The 15,804-nt window shown below is 67.0% G+C and carries 8 protein-coding genes; 6 read left to right on the top strand and 2 right to left on the bottom strand.

Features of this window, described 5'->3' with window-relative positions; translation table 11 throughout:
* The first annotated feature begins 10 nt into the window (after nucleotides 1-10).
* The 5 genes from CKO23_RS02570 (at nucleotide 11) to CKO23_RS02550 (ending at nucleotide 12,048) form a co-directional block, all read left to right on the top strand.
* On the top strand, nucleotides 11-5,482 hold the full coding sequence (locus CKO23_RS02570) for an alpha-2-macroglobulin family protein (RefSeq protein ID WP_242482169.1): 5,472 nt from the start codon (nucleotides 11-13) through the stop codon (nucleotides 5,480-5,482).
* 106 nt (nucleotides 5,483-5,588) lie between these two features.
* Nucleotides 5,589-7,784, top strand: coding sequence for a penicillin-binding protein 1C (pbpC, locus tag CKO23_RS02565; protein ID WP_200328186.1), 2,196 nt, complete (start codon nucleotides 5,589-5,591; stop codon nucleotides 7,782-7,784).
* 165 nt (nucleotides 7,785-7,949) lie between these two features.
* Nucleotides 7,950-10,028: a TonB-dependent receptor plug domain-containing protein gene (locus CKO23_RS02560; protein WP_200328185.1), complete on the top strand. Its 2,079-nt coding sequence runs from the start codon at nucleotides 7,950-7,952 to the stop codon at nucleotides 10,026-10,028.
* A 9-nt stretch (nucleotides 10,029-10,037) separates the two neighbouring features.
* Complete coding sequence (locus CKO23_RS02555; protein WP_200328184.1) at nucleotides 10,038-10,631, top strand: hypothetical protein; 594 nt, start codon at nucleotides 10,038-10,040, stop codon at nucleotides 10,629-10,631.
* Nucleotides 10,618-12,048 (top strand): sensor domain-containing diguanylate cyclase, encoded by a 1,431-nt coding sequence (locus CKO23_RS02550; RefSeq protein ID WP_200328183.1) that lies wholly within the window; start codon nucleotides 10,618-10,620, stop codon nucleotides 12,046-12,048. The genes CKO23_RS02555 and CKO23_RS02550 overlap by 14 nt, the downstream gene beginning before the upstream one ends.
* A gap of 71 nt (nucleotides 12,049-12,119) precedes the next feature.
* On the opposite strand, the gene rho is transcribed toward CKO23_RS02550, so the two are convergent.
* The gene (gene rho, locus CKO23_RS02545; protein WP_200328182.1) at nucleotides 12,120-13,376 is read right to left on the bottom strand and encodes a transcription termination factor Rho; all 1,257 of its coding nucleotides are present in this window, start codon (nucleotides 13,374-13,376) and stop codon (nucleotides 12,120-12,122) included.
* A 211-nt stretch (nucleotides 13,377-13,587) separates the two neighbouring features.
* Entirely contained in the window at nucleotides 13,588-13,914 is a 327-nt protein-coding gene (trxA, locus tag CKO23_RS02540; protein ID WP_164452420.1) for a thioredoxin TrxA, read from the bottom strand.
* A 224-nt stretch (nucleotides 13,915-14,138) separates the two neighbouring features.
* On the opposite strand from trxA, the gene CKO23_RS02535 reads away from it, so the two are divergent.
* Nucleotides 14,139-15,785, top strand: a complete 1,647-nt coding sequence (locus CKO23_RS02535) for a DEAD/DEAH box helicase (RefSeq protein WP_200328181.1) — start codon at nucleotides 14,139-14,141, stop codon at nucleotides 15,783-15,785.
* The last annotated feature ends 19 nt before the right edge of the window (nucleotides 15,786-15,804 follow it).

The raw sequence follows: 15,804 nt of genomic DNA, 5'->3' as shown, positions 1-15,804 counted from the left end.
GGCGAGATGCTTGACGTCGCTGTTGTGTGTTGGACTCCTGCTGCTGTGCGCGCCAGCGTTCGCGGCGGACCGCGCGCTTGCGGTGTCCCCGGGGCTCGACTATTTCGGACGGGATTACGCCACGCTCAAGTCGGTCTCGCTGGACGCCTGCAAGACGGCCTGTCAGGAGGACGTTCGCTGCAAGGCATTTACCTACAACGTCAAGGCCGAGTGGTGTTTCCTGAAGGAGAGCTATGACGAGGCGCGACCCTTCGATGGCGCCATCTCCGGGCGCATCCTCGAGGGCGGCGCCGGGGCGTCCGAGCAGAACGCCGCCGCCATGGCGGCGCTCGGCTTCCTGCCGGCGCGAGAGCGCGATGAGGCGACCAGGCTGGCGGCGCGCATCCAGGGCGCGCCGCGCCCCGATCAGCGCCTGGAGACGCTCATCGCTCAGGCGGGGACGGCGCTCGAGGCCAAGGAGCCCGAGCGCGCCGCTACTCTCTATGCCCAGGCGCTGCGCCTGACACCGGATGATCCACGGCTCTGGACGGACCTCGTGCGGGCATCCATGGCGGCCAAGCCCGCCGATTGGCAAGGCCAGCGACGTTTCCAGCAGCAGTCGAGCAGTGCGGCCATCAATGCCTGTCTGCATGCCCGGAGCGAGCAGACGCGCGCCGCGGCACTGGCCCTGCTTGGTCTCGCCTTGGCTGAGCGCAAGCAATGGCGCCTGGCGATTCGGGCGACGCGCGACTCGCTCGCCCTGGCAGAGGCGAGGGAGGTGCGGCAAACCTACGACAGGCTGGTCGCCGAGCACGGGTTCCGGGTGACGGGTCATGAGGTCGACTCGGACGCCAGCAGCCCGCGCATTTGCATCCAGTTCAGCGAGCCGCTGGCGACCAAGGCGCCGAATCTGACCGATTTCGTCCGCGTCGCCGACCGCACCGATTTGCCGATCGAGCCCGAGGCGAAGCAGATCTGTATCGATGGCGTCAGGCATGGCGAGCGCTATCGGGTTCTGGTGCGCGCCGGGCTCCCCGCCGCGGATGGCGAGACCTTGCTCAAAGGCTCGGATCTGGATATCTACGTCCGCGATCGCTCGCCCATGGTGCGATTTCTGGGCCGCGCCTATGTACTGCCCAAGGGTGGAGACGCCGCCATCCCCGTGGTCTCGGTCAATACCGAGCAGGTGGACGCGCGGGTCTACCGCATCGGCGACCGATCCCTGACCCAGGCGATGGAGGACGGCGTCTTCCGCAAGCAGCTGGGGCAGTGGGACGCGAACCGTATCGCGGAGCACACCGGGGAGTCCGTCTGGAGCGGCACCCTCGAGGTCAAGTCCGAGCTGAACCGCGAGGTGACGACGGCCGTTCCAGTGGGTGCCCTGATCAAGGACTTCGAGCCCGGTGTCTACGCCATGACCGCGCGCCCGCACAATGCCACGGACGACGAGGATGAGCGCGCTACTCAGTGGTTCATCGTCACGGACCTGGGGCTCGCCTCCCTCGCGGGCAACGACGGCTTGCACGCCCTGGTGCGATCGCTCTCCACCGCGGCGCCCGCGGACGCGACTCAGCTCCGCCTGGTCGCGGTGAACAACGACATCCTGGGTCGCGCGACGACGGATGCTCGGGGGTATGCGCGCTTCGAGCCGGGCCTGCTGCGCGGGACTGGCGGCAATGCGCCGGCGCTGCTGGTCGCCGAGGGTCGTGACGGCGACTATGCCTTCCTGGATCTGACGCAGACACCCTTCGATCTGAGCGATCGGGGCGTCGATGGGCGCCCGCCGCCCAAACCGCTGGATGTCTATCTGGTCAGCGAGCGCGGGGCCTATCGGCCAGGCGAGACGGTGCATCTGACCGCCCTGGTGCGGGACGCCCGGGGGCGGGCGGTGAGCGATCTCCCCATGACCATCCTGGTCAAGCGCCCGGATGGGATCGAGCAGTTCAGGCAGGTCACGCAGGACCAGGGCCAAGGCGGGCACCAGGCGAGCATCGCGCTCGGCAGGACGGTCATGCGCGGGACCTGGCATGCTGCCATCTACAGCGATCCCAAGGGGCCGGCACTCGCGGACCTGGCCTTCCTGGTCGAGGACTTCGAGCCCGAGCGTCTGACCTTCGAACTCGGCGCGCAGGTCAAGGCCATGGATCCGGAGGATCCGCCCGCGCTTGCGCTCGACGCCCGCTTTCTCTACGGCGCACCCGCGGGCGGACTGGCGCTCGAGGGCGAGATCCAGCTCAAGCCGACGGACCGGCTGGCGGCCTTCCCGGATTACAGGTTCGGTCTGGAGAGCGAGTCCCTGGAGCCGATCGGCGGACCCCTGCCCGCCGGGCGTACGGATGCGGCCGGTCAGGCCCAGGTCGCCCTGGATGTGCCCGAGATCCCGCCCACCAGCAAGCTGCTGGTGGCGGACATCCAGGTGCGGGTGCTGGAGGAGGGTGGGCGGCCGATCGAACGCGGGCTGACCCTGCCGGTCGCGTCGAAACAGGTCCGCATCGGCGTCAAACCGCTCTTCGATGGCGCGGTCGAGGAGGGCGGCAATGCCCGCTTCGAGGTGATCGCCATCGACCCCGCCGGTCGGCGCGTCGCGCTCGATGGAGTGCGCTGGACCCTGTCGCGTCTGCAGACCAGCTTCCAGTGGTATGAGTCCGACGGGACCTGGGACTACGAGCCCATCACCGCGACGCAGCGCGTCGCCGACGGGACGCTCGACCTCGGTCAGTCGGATGTCGGCCGGATCGAGTCCGCGGTGGATTGGGGCGCCTACCGCCTGGCGTTGGAGACGCACGATGGCGCAGTCCTACCCGCCGATCTGGACTTCGAGGCCGGCTGGTACGTCGAGCCCAAGGCGCAGGATACGCCGGACCTGCTGAAGGTCTCGCTCGACAAGGCCCACTACCGCATCGGCGACAGGGCCCGGGTGCGCATCGAGCCACGCTTTCCCGGGACGGCCCTGGTCATGGTGATCGACGATCGTGTCATCGCCATGCAGGCCGTCGACGTGCCGGAGTCGGGTGCCTCGGTCGAGCTGCCGGTGACCGCGGACTGGGGTCCGGGCGCCTATGTGACGGCCGTGCTCTACCGCCCCATGGATCTGCAGGCCCGTCGCATGCCGGCGCGCGCCATCGGCCTGACCTGGGCCGGGGTGGATCCGCAGGAGCGCAAGCTGGCGCTGTCAATCGATGTGCCGCCCGCGCTCCAGGGCACCGTGAAGCCGCGTCAGACCATCGAGATCCCGGTGTCGGTCGGCAAGCTGTCCGCTGGGCAGGCCGCTTACGTGACCGTCTCCGCGGTGGATGTCGGCATCCTGAACCTCACCCGTTACCAGGCGCCAGCACCGGACGACTGGTATTTCGCCCAGCGCCGGCTCGGCATGGAGATCCGCGACCTCTACGGTCAGCTCATCGACCGCATGCAGGGTGTGCCCGGCGTCGTGCGCTCGGGGGGTGACGGCAGCCTGCTGAGCATCGAGGGGCCGCCGCCGACGGAGGAACTGGTCGCCTACCACTCCGGCATCCTGGCGCTGGATGAACAGGGCCGCGCGCGCGTCGCGGTCGCGATCCCGGACTTCAACGGCAGGGTGCGGGTCATGGCCATGGCCTGGACGGCCGATGGCGTCGGCCATGCGGTCCAGGATCTGCTGGTGCGGGATCCCATCGTGGTCACGCCCTCGCTGCCGCGTTTCCTGGCGCCCGGCGACCGTTCGCGTCTGCGGCTCGGACTCGCCCATGTCGAGGGGCCGGCGGGCGAGGTCGCCGTGCGGGTCGCGACCTCTGGCGGGCACGCCCAGGTTCCATCGGAGTCGGCCGAGTTTCAGGTGAGTCTGCCCGCGGGTGGACGTCAGCAGGTCAGCGTGCCGATCCAGGCCGAGACGATTGGTGACGATCGCCTGAGCATCGTGCTGCGGACCCCGGACGGCCAGGATCTGCTCAAGACGCTGACCCTGCCGGTCCGCTCGAATGCGCCGAGGACCAGCGACACGCGCCTGATGCCGCTCCCCGCGGGTGGCGCGCTGCGTCTGGACGCCTCTCTGTTGTCCGAGCGGATCGCCGGGACCGGCACTCTGCTGGTCTCCATCGGGGGTGCCGGACGGCTGGACGTGGCCGGTCTGCTCATGTCCCTGGACCGCTATCCCTATGGCTGCAGCGAGCAGCTCGCCAGCCGGGCCTTGCCCTTGCTCTACCTGAATGACGTCGCCCAGTCGCTCATGCTGGCGGGCGAAGGCCAGGCGCAGGCGCGCGTGCGGGACGCGATCGCCCAGATCCTGGCGAATCAATCCAGCAATGGCAGCTTCGGGCTCTGGGGTGCCTCGGGCGGCGGGGACCTCTGGCTGGATGCCTATGTCGGCGACTTCCTGACCCGCGCCCGCGAGTCGGGCTATGCGATTCCGGGCGTCGCCTTCGACATGGCGCTCGACAACCTGCACAACGGTGTCGCCTATGCGTCCGACTTCAGCGCGGGCGGTCAGGATGTCGCCTATGCGCTCTATGTGCTGGCGCGCAACGGGCGTGCGGCGATCGGCGACCTGCGCTACTACGCCGATACCAAGCTCGACGCCTTCGCCACGCCCTTGGCCAAGGCGCAGCTCGGGGCCGCGCTGGCGCTCTACGGTGACCGTCCGCGGGCGGATACCCTGTTCCGCAACGCCCTCGGCATGCTCGCGAGCGCGCAGGCCGACGACCAGGAGGCGTGGCGGGGCGACTTCGGCTCGGCGCTGCGCGACGGGGCGGGCCTGCTGACACTCGCCGCGGAGGTGGGAACGCCGGTGGTGGATGTCCAGGCGCTCGCGCGGCGCCTGCAGGATCAGTGGTCCACGACGGGTAGCACGAGCACGCAAGAAGAGGCCTGGCTCCTGCTTGCGGCCCACGCGCTCATCGAGGGGGCCGCCCAGCCGGCCTTGGTCGTCGACGGCCAGCCGACGCAGGGACCGCTGTATCGCCGCCTGGAAGACGCCGTCTTGGCCAGTCGGCCCCTGATGATCGAGAACAGCGGCAGCGCGTCCGTCGAGGCGGTGGTGACGACCACGGGCGTGCCGCGTGTCCCTCAGCCGGCTGGCGGCCAGGGCTATCGCATCGAGCGGGCCTACTATGATCTGGAGGGGCGACGGACGACGCTGGCCCGCCTCGATCAGGGCGAACGCCTGGTCGCTGTCATTACGGTCACGGCGGATCGGCGGCGTCAGGCCCGACTCATCGTCGACGATCCGCTCCCGGCCGGGCTCGAGATCGACAATCCGAATCTGATCAAGGCGGGCGAGATCAAGGACATCCGCTGGCTGGGGCTGGCGGAGCAGGCCGCGCACACCGAGTTTCGCGCGGACCGCTTCGTTGCCGCCGTGGATCGCTCGGCAAGCGACTCCACGCAGTTCCAGCTCGCCTATCGCCTGCGGGCGGTCTCGCCGGGCGTCTTCGCCCATCCGGCGGCCAGGGTCGAGGACATGTATCGGCCTAGACTCGGTGCCTGGACGGAGACGGGGCGGGTGGAGGTCGTCGAGCCCGCGCCTTGAGCGCGCAGTGGAGCCGGGCTGGCGAGGCTGGCGGGCCTCGGCCGTTCGATGACGATTGGGACGGGATTGACCGGGCGCTTCGGGGCATGATGGCGGGCAGGAGTCCATGGAGACATCCCGTTCGTCCGGTCCATTGACACGCGGGTGGCGATCAGAGGTGCGGGGCAGCGTCGAGACATCTCCCAGGTTGGCCTTCAGGCTGCGCATCACGGCGCTCCTCGCGGGGCTCTCGGCAAGCCTTCTCGCCCTCGCCTGGCTCGGCGTGGATGCCTGGATCGCTGGTGCCGAGCTTCCTGACGTCCACCCGCCGACCTCGACCCTGGTTCTGGACCGCAAGGGCGAACTGCTGCGGCCCTTCACCGTGGAGGGCGGCCGCTGGCGGCTGGCGGTCGCGCTTGGGGAGGTCGACCCCGAGTATCTGCGCCTGCTGCAATTCGTCGAGGATCGCCGCTTTCGCGCGCACGCGGGTGTCGACGTCCGCGCGCTCTTGCGTGCCGCCTGGCAGTGGGCGACCCAGGGTCATATCGTCTCCGGCGGCTCGACGCTGACCATGCAGGCCGTCCGTCTCCTGGACGGTCGCTCCACGCGGCACCTGGGCGGTAAGCTCCGTCAGATCCGCGCGGCCCTGGCGCTGGAGCGCCAGCTGAGCAAGGACGAGATCCTGACCCTCTACCTGACCCTGGCGCCCTACGGCGGCAACCTCGAGGGGATCCACGCCGCGGCGATCGCCTGGCTCGGCAAGGAGCCGGGGCGGCTGACCACCGCTGAGGCTGCGCTGCTGGTCGCGCTCCCCCAGGCCCCGGAGGCCCGGCGGCCCGACCGCGATCGGGGCGCGGCGCAGCGGGCACGGGATGTCATCCTCCAGCGCGCCCAGGCCGCGGGCTTGATCGATGGGCTCGCTCTGCGCGCGGCGCTCGCGGAGCCTCTCCCTCGGGTGCGTCGCTCATTCCCCATGCTGGCGGCGCATCTCGCCGAGCGTCAGCGGGCCGCCCATCCGGGGCGCCATCGGCTGCGACTGACGATCGACGCGGAACTCCAAAGGCGCCTGGAGCGGCTGGTGGCGGAGCGGGTCCAGCCGTTCGGCGACAAGGTGTCCATTGCCCTGCTGCTGGCGCGGCATGCCGACGGCGAGGTCTTGGTATCCATCGGATCCGCGGACCCGATCGCGGTCGAACGCCAGGGCTATGTCGACATGACCCGGGCGCCGCGCTCGCCCGGCTCCACGCTGAAGCCGCTCATCTACGGCCTTGCCTTCGAGGATGGCATCGCGCACCCGGAGAGTCTGATCGAGGATCGGCCGAGCGCTTTCGCCGGCTATGTACCGACCAATTTCGACCGGGAGTTTCAGGGGACGGTCACCCTGCGCCGCGCCCTGCAGCGCTCGCTGAACATCCCCGCCATCACGCTGCTGGACGCGGTCGGGCCGGCGCGGCTGGTGGCCCGTCTGCGCCGCGCCGGCGCCAGGCCCGCCTTGCCGAATCTGTCGCCACCTGGGTTGGCGATCGGGCTCGGCGGTGTCGGCGTCACCTTGACGGATCTCGTGCGTCTCTATGCCGCCCTGGCGCGCGGCGGGCAGGCCGTCGAGCTACGGGAGATCAAGGATGCTGCCGTCGGGTCGGGCGGGCTGGGTGTCCCGCGCGAGTTCAGCCCTGTGTTGGGCTCCGGGCGGGTGCTGGATGCGCGCGCGGCCTGGTATGTCAGCTCCATCCTGTCCGGGGTGCCGACGCCCGGCGTCGCGCGGGCGGGCTCGATCGCGTTCAAGACCGGAACCTCCTATGGCTATCGCGATGCCTGGGCCCTGGGGTTCGACGGTCGTCACGTGGCCGGTGTCTGGGTCGGTCGGCCGGATGGCGCACCCGTGCCTGGCCTCATCGGCATCGATGCGGCCGCGCCCATTCTGCTCGAGGCCTTCGCGCGACTCGGTCCCCCGACGCCGCTAGCGCCGGCGCCGCCGGGGATCCTCCTCGCGAGCAGCCGATCGGATCTCCCGCCGCCGATGCGACGGGTGCGCACGGCGGCGTCTCAAGGGGGGCTGGGCTCAGCCCCTGATCGGCCCGAGATCGCCTATCCGCCCGAGGGGGCGCGCGTGGATCTCGGGCTCAGCTCAGGTCGGGCGGCCGATCTGGTCGTGAAGGTTCGCGGTGGCGTGCCGCCCTTCACTTGGCTCGCCAACGGCGCTCCCTTCAGTCGCGTGCCGTTCGGGCGCAGTGCGCGCTGGACGCCGGATGGGCCTGGCTTCGTGACCCTGTCCGTGATCGATGGTCAGGGCGGTGCCGCGCAAGCGACGGTCTTCGTCGAATGACTCTGGTTCCGCCGCGGACGCAGACCTGTCTTGGTGACGTGACATTCTGATTAAATTAATATATTAATCATGGATTTGCTTTCTTTTGTGGGACCGCGTCATACTAGGTTGTCTGGCGGTGCATCTCAGCCCGCCTTTTGGCGGTCGGCAGATTTGGAGCAGCGTATGGCGGTCCGGCGTGGCCATGTAGGTCAAGGCACCTGGCACGGCCTTGGGCCGGGTGTTCGACGCGTCCTCCTGAGCGCCCTCTGTTGCGCTGGACTCCTCTCCCTATCCGGCCCCAAGGTCGGTGCCGCTCGGAATGTGGCGGATTCCCGCGAACTGGACGACCTCATGTCCATGCTCGAGTCGCAAACGCAACTGGCGACCAAGACCGGGATGAACGCCGACTTCGTGCCAGGCATGGCCACCATCCTCTCGGGTGACGACCTACTGGCACGCGGGGCGCGCACTGTGTGGGAGGCCCTGGCCCTGGTCCCCGGCATGAGCCAGGGCCTGGAGATGACGGGAGAGCGCCAGGTCCTGAGCCGGGGTGTCGGCTATGGCTATGCCTCGGGCAACATCAAGATCATGCTCGACGGCGTCTCCATGAATTCGACCCTGCTGGCAACGGCCAACGGGGTGCTGAACATCCCCATCGAGCAGGTCGAGCGGATCGATGTCATCCGCGGGCCTGGGTCTTCGGTCTATGGTGGGTACGCCTACGCCGGTGTCGTCAATGTCATCACACGCAAGCGCGAGCGGAGGCTTCATGCGCAGGCGGCGGAGGTGTCGGACGCCGGCGGAGGGGTGGTCTGGAACTGGACCGACCCGCGGCGAGCCTTGTCCTTCTCCATGAATCTCGCGGGCTTGGAAGGGGATGGCGAAGGCGTGCCCATCGCCCAAGACGCCCTCTATCCGAGCGGCCAATCCGAGCTCTCGAATGCCCCCGGTCGCACCAACGAGGCCCATCGCTACAAGTCGCTCTTCGCGGATCTGGACTGGCACAAGACCCGCATCGATCTCAAGCTGTTGGAGGACGACTATGGGGACCTCTACGGGATCAATCATTTTCTCCCGCCGTCCGATCATCGCCTGGCCTCTCAGCTGCATTTTTTCTCGCTGCGCCTCCAGCAGGACGTCTCACTCTCCCAGCAGCTCGATGGCCATGCGCGTATCGAGGTGCTGGAGCATCAGCGCAACCGTGAGCAGCTCTATGTCTTTCCTGCCAGCTACCTGGACGACGAGCCGATCTACATGAACCAGGATTACACCGAGACGCGCTATCTCGGCGCGGCCGAGCTACAGTGGCGCCCCTCGTCGCGGCATCAGTGGCTGCTTGGTCTGGAGGCGAGCCATGTCGGTGTCGACAAGGTCACATGGGATTGGCCGGACCTGGATGTCGAGATCCCCGCGACCTGGCTCGATGCCGATCTCAGGCGCGATATCCTCAGTACGGTGCTCCAGGACCAGTTTCAGCTGGATGAGCGAGTCACGCTGACCGGCACCCTCAGATACGACGACTACAACGACGTGGGATCCATGCTGAGTCCTCGTCTGGCGGCCGTCTGGCGGATCGACGAGCAGCAGGTCCTCAAGGCTCAGTATGCGCGGGCCTTTCGGCCACCGACCTTCTATGAGCTGGAGTACGCGTTGCAGGAGTCCCTGGAGGCGAGCGAGATCGCCACCTATGAGCTGGGCTATATCTTCAACACGCCGCACTGGGTGGCGCGCGTGACCGCCTTTCAGTCCGAGCTGACCGCGCCCATCACCTTCGACGAGGTCACCCTCGACGGCTATCTCAACTCGGAAGATACGCTTCTACGCGGCGTGGAGCTGGAGTATGAGCACCGCTTGGGCGCGCAGCTCAAGGTCGACGCCAATGTCTCCTATGTGGAGGCGACCCACACGGAATCCGGGGCGCATCTGAGCGGGGGTGCCGACCTGCTCGGCAATCTCGCGCTCCTGTGGCGGCCGCGGGAGTCTTGGATCGGCGCCCTTCAGCTGAAGTACGTTGGCGAGCGACACCGCGTCGATTCCGACGAGCGGTCCGATCCCGGGGCTTACGTCGTGACCGATCTGACGCTCAACTACCGTGAGTCCCCGCGTGGTCCCTACGTCAGTGCCGGGATCAAGAACCTCTTCGATCAGGAGGTCCGTTATCTCGAACAGCGCACCCGCTTTGGCGGGGTCGATCTGCTTTATCCGGACGACTACCTGCGGCCGGGACGGCGTTGGTGGCTCTCGGTCGGATTCGCCTTCTGAGCGCGGCCCATGTTCCCTTCGCGTCATTGGTTCAGGACTCTCGCCGCCGGATGCTGCCTGCTCGGCGCGCTCTTGGCTGGCGCGTGGGGCGTTCAGGCCGATCCGGCGGGTCTTTGGCGCGAGGACGAGCAGCGCCTGCGCATCGGTCTGAAGCTCTTTCCCGCCTTCCTGGGCGCCATGGAAGGGTTGGAAGGGCATCGAGGGCAAGACGGTCGTCTCCGCGTCCTGGTCCTGTATCAAGGGGCGCGCGCTCCGGCGGTGGAGGCCGCCGAGCGGCTGGGCGAGGTGGATGGGATCCGGGGCTCGGCGCTGGTGATTGAGATCCTGCGCGGGGAGGACATGCCTGGGTATGCGGGAGGGCCTCCCGCCGGAATTTTCGTCGCCAGCCTGGGTGTCGATCCCAAAGAACTCAGGGCTTGGTCGGAGCGGTATCGGACACTGGTCTTTTCGCCGTTCGCCGGTGCCGTGGAGGATGGGGCCGTTGCCGGGCTCTATGTGGCCGACCGCATCCTGCCGTATGTCAATTTGAAGCAGGCCGCGCGTGCTCAGGTGCGCTTCAAGCCCTTCTTCCTTCAGGTGGCCCGTCACTATGAAGGCAACTGAGAGCTGGCTCGCGGATGGCCGCCTCCGCTCACGGCGGATGGGGCGAAATCTGGCCTGGATCTTCGGCTTCCTCGGGCTACTCCTCATCGGCACCATGAGCGCGCAATGGCTGTTCGTGCTCGAGCCCGCGTTGCGCGAGGAGGCCGGGAGCCGTGCCGCGGCCATGGCGCAGGCCCATGCGCAATCGCTCGAACAGGTGCTGAGAAGCCGGCTTCCACCGGCAGCCCTGGAGCGCGAGCTGCGCACGACCATGGGGAGTGTGTTGCTGCTCGCGGATCCGGCAACGCGGCAGCCCTTCGTGCGTCGCGTCAGCCTTAGCCTGGATTATGAGTTCGTCGAGGCACCGCGCGGCAGTCTGGACGTCGCCATGGGTCAGGAGCATGAGGAGGGGTGCTTCATCTCCCGGGTGCCGCTCTACGATCCCAAAACCCAGCTCCTGATCGGTGTCGCGACCTTTCATTCCAACGCCTTTTTCGTGGAGCGTCTCCTGAGTGCTCTGCGCACCAAACTGCTGTGGGGCGTCGGCATCATCATCGGGCTCACGGGTTTCGCCTGGGTCCAGTCCAACCGCCTGCTCAAGCGTCTGGGGGTCAGCGAGGCCAATCTGCGCCAGGTCTTCGAGGCCGCGCCTTTCCCGATGGTGTTGAACGGGAAGGGGCAATCCACGCTTCGGCAAGCCAACCGGGCGGCCAGGGCCTATCTCGAACTCACGGAGGATGCCGCCGGGCGCCTCAGCAGCCCGATTTGGCGGCAACTTCAGAGCAGTGGGCTGCCGGTCGAGTATGGCGCGCCCAGTGAGACCGGTTTGCAGGGATCGGATGGCCGGCAACGTTGGGCCCTGGTCTCCACCATGCCGGTGAGCTTTTCAGGCTCGCCGAGCCGGCTCGTGACCATGGTCGATATCTCCGAACTCAAGGCCATTCAGGACGAGCTGAAGCTCGCTTCGCAGACGGATGGGTTGACAGGCCTCTACAACCGGCGGTTCCTGTACCAGCATCTCGCCAAGGAGATCGAGCTGGTTCGGCGGTATGGCCATCCCTTGTCCATCGTCCTCTTCGATCTCGACCATTTCAAAGCGATCAACGACGCCTTTGGGCATCGCACCGGAGACGAGGTGTTGATTCAGTTCGCCGCCGTGCTCAAGAGCAGTCTCCGGGAGGTCGATGTCGCGGGCCGCTATGGCGGCGAGGAATTCCTCGTCGTCCTGCCGAATTCGAATGGCCAACAGGCGCTGGAGGCGGCGGGCCGAATCGCTGTTGCGTTGAAGTCCGTCGAATGGGAGTACGAGGGACTCCAGGTGACGGTCAGTGGCGGGGTGAGCGAGTACCGTGGGGAGACGTTGGATGCCTTCATCGACTCGGCGGACAAGAAACTCTACCAAGTCAAGGAGAATGGCCGCGACGGGATCCTGATCTGATGGCGTCCCGCGCGCCGACCCCGGGTCGCCACGATCCGCGATCGTGGCGTATCCGGCTCATGGCTGGGCCTTCAGCCCTTCATGGACGAGAAGAACTCGTCGTTCGTCTTGGTCGCCTTGAGCTTGTCGTGCAGGAACTCCATGGCTGCCAGTTCGTCCATCGGGTGCAGGATCTTGCGCAGGATCCACATCTTCTGCAGTTCGGCCTGGCCCATCAGCAACTCTTCTCGGCGGGTGCCGGAACGGTTGATGTTGATGGAAGGGAAAATGCGGCGCTCGGCGATGCGGCGATCCATGTGGATCTCCATGTTGCCGGTGCCCTTGAACTCTTCGTAGATGACGTCGTCCATGCGTGATCCGGTGTCGACGAGCGCCGTGGCGAGGATCGTCAGACTGCCGCCTTCCTCGACGTTGCGCGCGGCGCCGAAAAAGCGCTTCGGCCGCTGCAGGGCGTTGGCGTCGACGCCGCCGGTGAGCACCTTGCCCGAGGAGGGGACCACGGTGTTGTAGGCGCGCGCGAGCCGGGTGATGGAGTCCAGCAGGATGACGACGTCACGTTTGTGCTCGACCAGCCGCTTGGCCTTCTCGATGACCATCTCCGCCACCTGGACATGGCGTGTCGCGGGCTCGTCGAAGGTGGAGGAGATGACTTCGCCGCGCACCGAGCGAGACATCTCGGTGACCTCTTCCGGGCGCTCGTCGATCAGCAGGACGATGAGGTAGCAATCCGGGTGGTTGTGCCCGATCGACTGGGCGATGTTCTGCAACATCATGGTCTTACCGGCCTTGGGCGGTGAGACGATGAGGCCGCGCTGGCCCTTGCCGATGGGGGCGACCAGGTCGATGGTGCGCGCGGTGATGTCCTCGGTGCTGCCGTTGCCGATCTCGAGCGTGAGGCGCTTCTGAGCGAACAGCGGGGTGAAGTTCTCGAACAGAATCTTCGACTTGGCGTTCTCGGGCCGGTCGAAGTTGATGTCGTTGACCTTCAGCAGGGCGAAGTAGCGCTCGCCATCCTTGGGCGGCCTGATCTTGCCGGAGATGGTATCGCCGGTGCGCAGCGCGAAGCGGCGGATCTGGCTGGGCGAGACATAGATATCGTCTGGTCCGGCCAGATAGGAGGCATCCGCGGAGCGCAAGAAGCCGAATCCGTCAGAGAGGATCTCGAGCACGCCGTCGCCGTAAATATCTTCGCCCTTCTTGGCCTGCGCCTTGAGGATGGCGAAGATCAGATCCTGCTTGCGGGAGCGTCCAACTCCTTCGATTTCCATGGATTGCGCCAGTGCCACCAGGTTGGGCACAGGCATCTTCTTGAGCTCAGTTAGATTCATCACGGTTTTCGATAAGACAGAGGTCGTGGCTGGTAGGCAGCGCCCCGCGTAGGAACGACGTCGCGGGGGAATGCGGTTAGGGGCGGCAGCTTACCGGAGAGAGGGCGTCGCAGAGGACGCCCCATGTCGATTTGGCTTGAGTGCTGGGTCTCCCGGAGGACGCGAGGTCCGGATCGGCGGCGGTGGCGTTGGCCGATCAGAGGTTATTGTCTCAGAGGTTGCTGTCGATGAAGGCGGTCAGTTGCGACTTGGAGACGGCGCCGACCTTGGTGGCCTCGACTTCTCCGCCGCGGAAGAGCATCAGCGTGGGAATGCCGCGAATGCCGTAACGGGGCGGGGTTCCAGGATTTTCGTCGATGTTGAGCTTCGCAACCTTGATGCGGCCCGCATATTCGCCGGCGATTTCATCCAAGACGGGCGCGATCATCTTGCAGGGCCCGCACCAGTCGGCCCAGTAATCGACAAGCACTGGCTCGGGGGATTTGAGAACCTCTTCTTCGAAAGAGTCATCGGTCACGTGGACGATGCTATCGCTCACTGAAGTCGTCTCCCATTAGTTGTTTCGTTGGGTCGTTGGCATAAGAGGGCGTGGGACAAGCCGCAGAGGCGTCGCGCGGATCGGGCGAGGAGCAGGCGGGCGTATTGGCGTTGGTATGAGCCCTTGAGTAAGATGCTATTTGATCCAAAGCCAACCTAATTTGCAAGCCTTGCCCGTCCGCGAGGCTAGACACTTACTGACAGCCAATTCGGACGCCTAGCTGAATGACAGATACACACCTTACCCAGACCCGCTTCGACAGCTTTGCGCTCGACCAGCGGATCCTGGCCGGCCTCGCCGACGCGGGGTTCACGTTTTGCACGCCGATCCAAGCCGAGACCCTGCCGATCGCGCTCGAAGGGCATGATGTCGCGGGCCAGGCCCAAACCGGCACCGGCAAGACGGCCGCCTTTCTCTTGGTCGTGATGCAGCGCCTCCTCAGCCGGCCCGCGGGTCAGGCGGAAGGTCGCTGCCGGCCGCGCGCCCTCATTCTGGCGCCGACGCGCGAGCTCGCGGTCCAGATCCACAAGGACACCTTGCTGCTGGCCAAGCACACTGGACTGCGCTCGATCGTGGTCTATGGCGGGACCGGCTACCAGACACAACGCGACGATCTGGCTGCCGGTGTCGACATCCTGATCGGCACCCCCGGTCGCCTGATCGACTATTTCAAGCAACGGGTCTTCGACCTCAAGGGGATCGAGGCGGTGGTCCTGGACGAGGCCGACCGCATGTTCGATCTCGGCTTCATCAAGGACATCCGCTACCTCTTCCGTCAGATGCCGCCGATCGAGGACCGCCAGGGCATGCTCTTCTCGGCGACCCTCTCTTACCGGGTGACGGAGCTCGCCTACGAGCACATGAATCATCCGCAGCTGATCAAGATCGAGGCCGATCAGGTCACGGCGGATCGCGTGACCCAGTGCTGCTATATGACCTCCAATGAGGAGAAGATTTCGCTCCTGCTGGGGCTCGTGCGTGGCTGGCCGGACGGGCGCATCATCGTGTTCGTCAACACCAAGCGGGAAGCGGACCGCGTCTGGGGCTATCTGCAAGGCAATGGCATCAATACCGCCGTGCTCTCCGGCGACGTACCACAGCAGAAGCGTCTCAAGCTGCTGCGGGATTTCACCGAGGGCGCGCTACCCGTCCTGGTCGGTACGGATGTTGCCGCGCGTGGCCTGCATATTCCCGACGTGACCCATGTCGTCAACTACGATCTTCCGGAAGATCCGGAGGACTATGTTCACCGGATCGGTCGAACGGCGCGTGCCGGCGCGGCGGGTGATGCCATTGGCTTCGTCTGCGAGACCTATGCCTTCTGCCTGCCCGACATCGAGTCCTTCATCGGGGCGAAGATCCCGGTGCTGCCCGTGGCCTCCGCGCTGCTGGCCGAGGTCGATCCACGCAGCCGTCTGCGTCCGGACAGGGCCGATCGCGAAGACCGACGTGAGGGGCGCCAGCCTCGGGGGCGCCCCGCGGAGCGCGGCGAACAGCGCGAGAGCCGTGGTCGGCGGGTCCGGGAGGATCGCCCGTCCAAGGTGCAGCCAAGTCCGGTCAGCGAAGCCCCGGTCTTGGCCGAGACGCCCGCGCTGGTCGAGCCTGTGATTGCCGCGGCTCCGGCAATGGAGCCGCCGCCAACGCCGAAGCCCAGGCGCCGGGGTAGCCGCCCTGTTGCGGAGCAGGCGGCGCTGACCAGTCCGCCACCTGTTGCCGAGGCCCCGCCGGACGGCTCGGCCGAGGCTCGGGACGGTGAGGGTGAGGGTGAGGCGAAACCCAAGCGCCGCCGGCGTCGGCGTAAGCCGGCCGCGGAGGCGCCGTCGAATGGCGCCTTGACGAGCCCGAGTTCAACGCCGGAGACCGTCGACTGAGGTGCGCCGAGCCTATTCG

It is taken from the genome of Thiocystis violacea (assembly GCF_016583565.1).
Taxonomy (GTDB): domain Bacteria; phylum Pseudomonadota; class Gammaproteobacteria; order Chromatiales; family Chromatiaceae; genus Thiorhodococcus; species Thiorhodococcus violaceus_A.
Note: the sequence above shows the minus strand (reverse complement) of the source record. Positions and strands in the feature narration are given on the sequence as shown.

Bases quoted from the DNA above. Each gene is read 5' to 3' on its own strand.
- CKO23_RS02560 (WP_200328185.1), top strand. From the start codon at position 7,950: ATGGCGGTCCGGCGTGGCCATGTAGGTCAAGGCACCTGGCACGGCCTT.
- CKO23_RS02555 (WP_200328184.1), top strand. From the start codon at position 10,038: ATGTTCCCTTCGCGTCATTGGTTCAGGACTCTCGCCGCCGGATGCTGC.
- rho (WP_200328182.1), bottom strand. From the start codon at position 13,376: ATGAATCTAACTGAGCTCAAGAAGATGCCTGTGCCCAACCTGGTGGCA.
- CKO23_RS02535 (WP_200328181.1), top strand. From the start codon at position 14,139: ATGACAGATACACACCTTACCCAGACCCGCTTCGACAGCTTTGCGCTC.
- CKO23_RS02550 (WP_200328183.1), top strand. From the start codon at position 10,618: ATGAAGGCAACTGAGAGCTGGCTCGCGGATGGCCGCCTCCGCTCACGG.
- pbpC (WP_200328186.1), top strand. From the start codon at position 5,589: ATGGAGACATCCCGTTCGTCCGGTCCATTGACACGCGGGTGGCGATCA.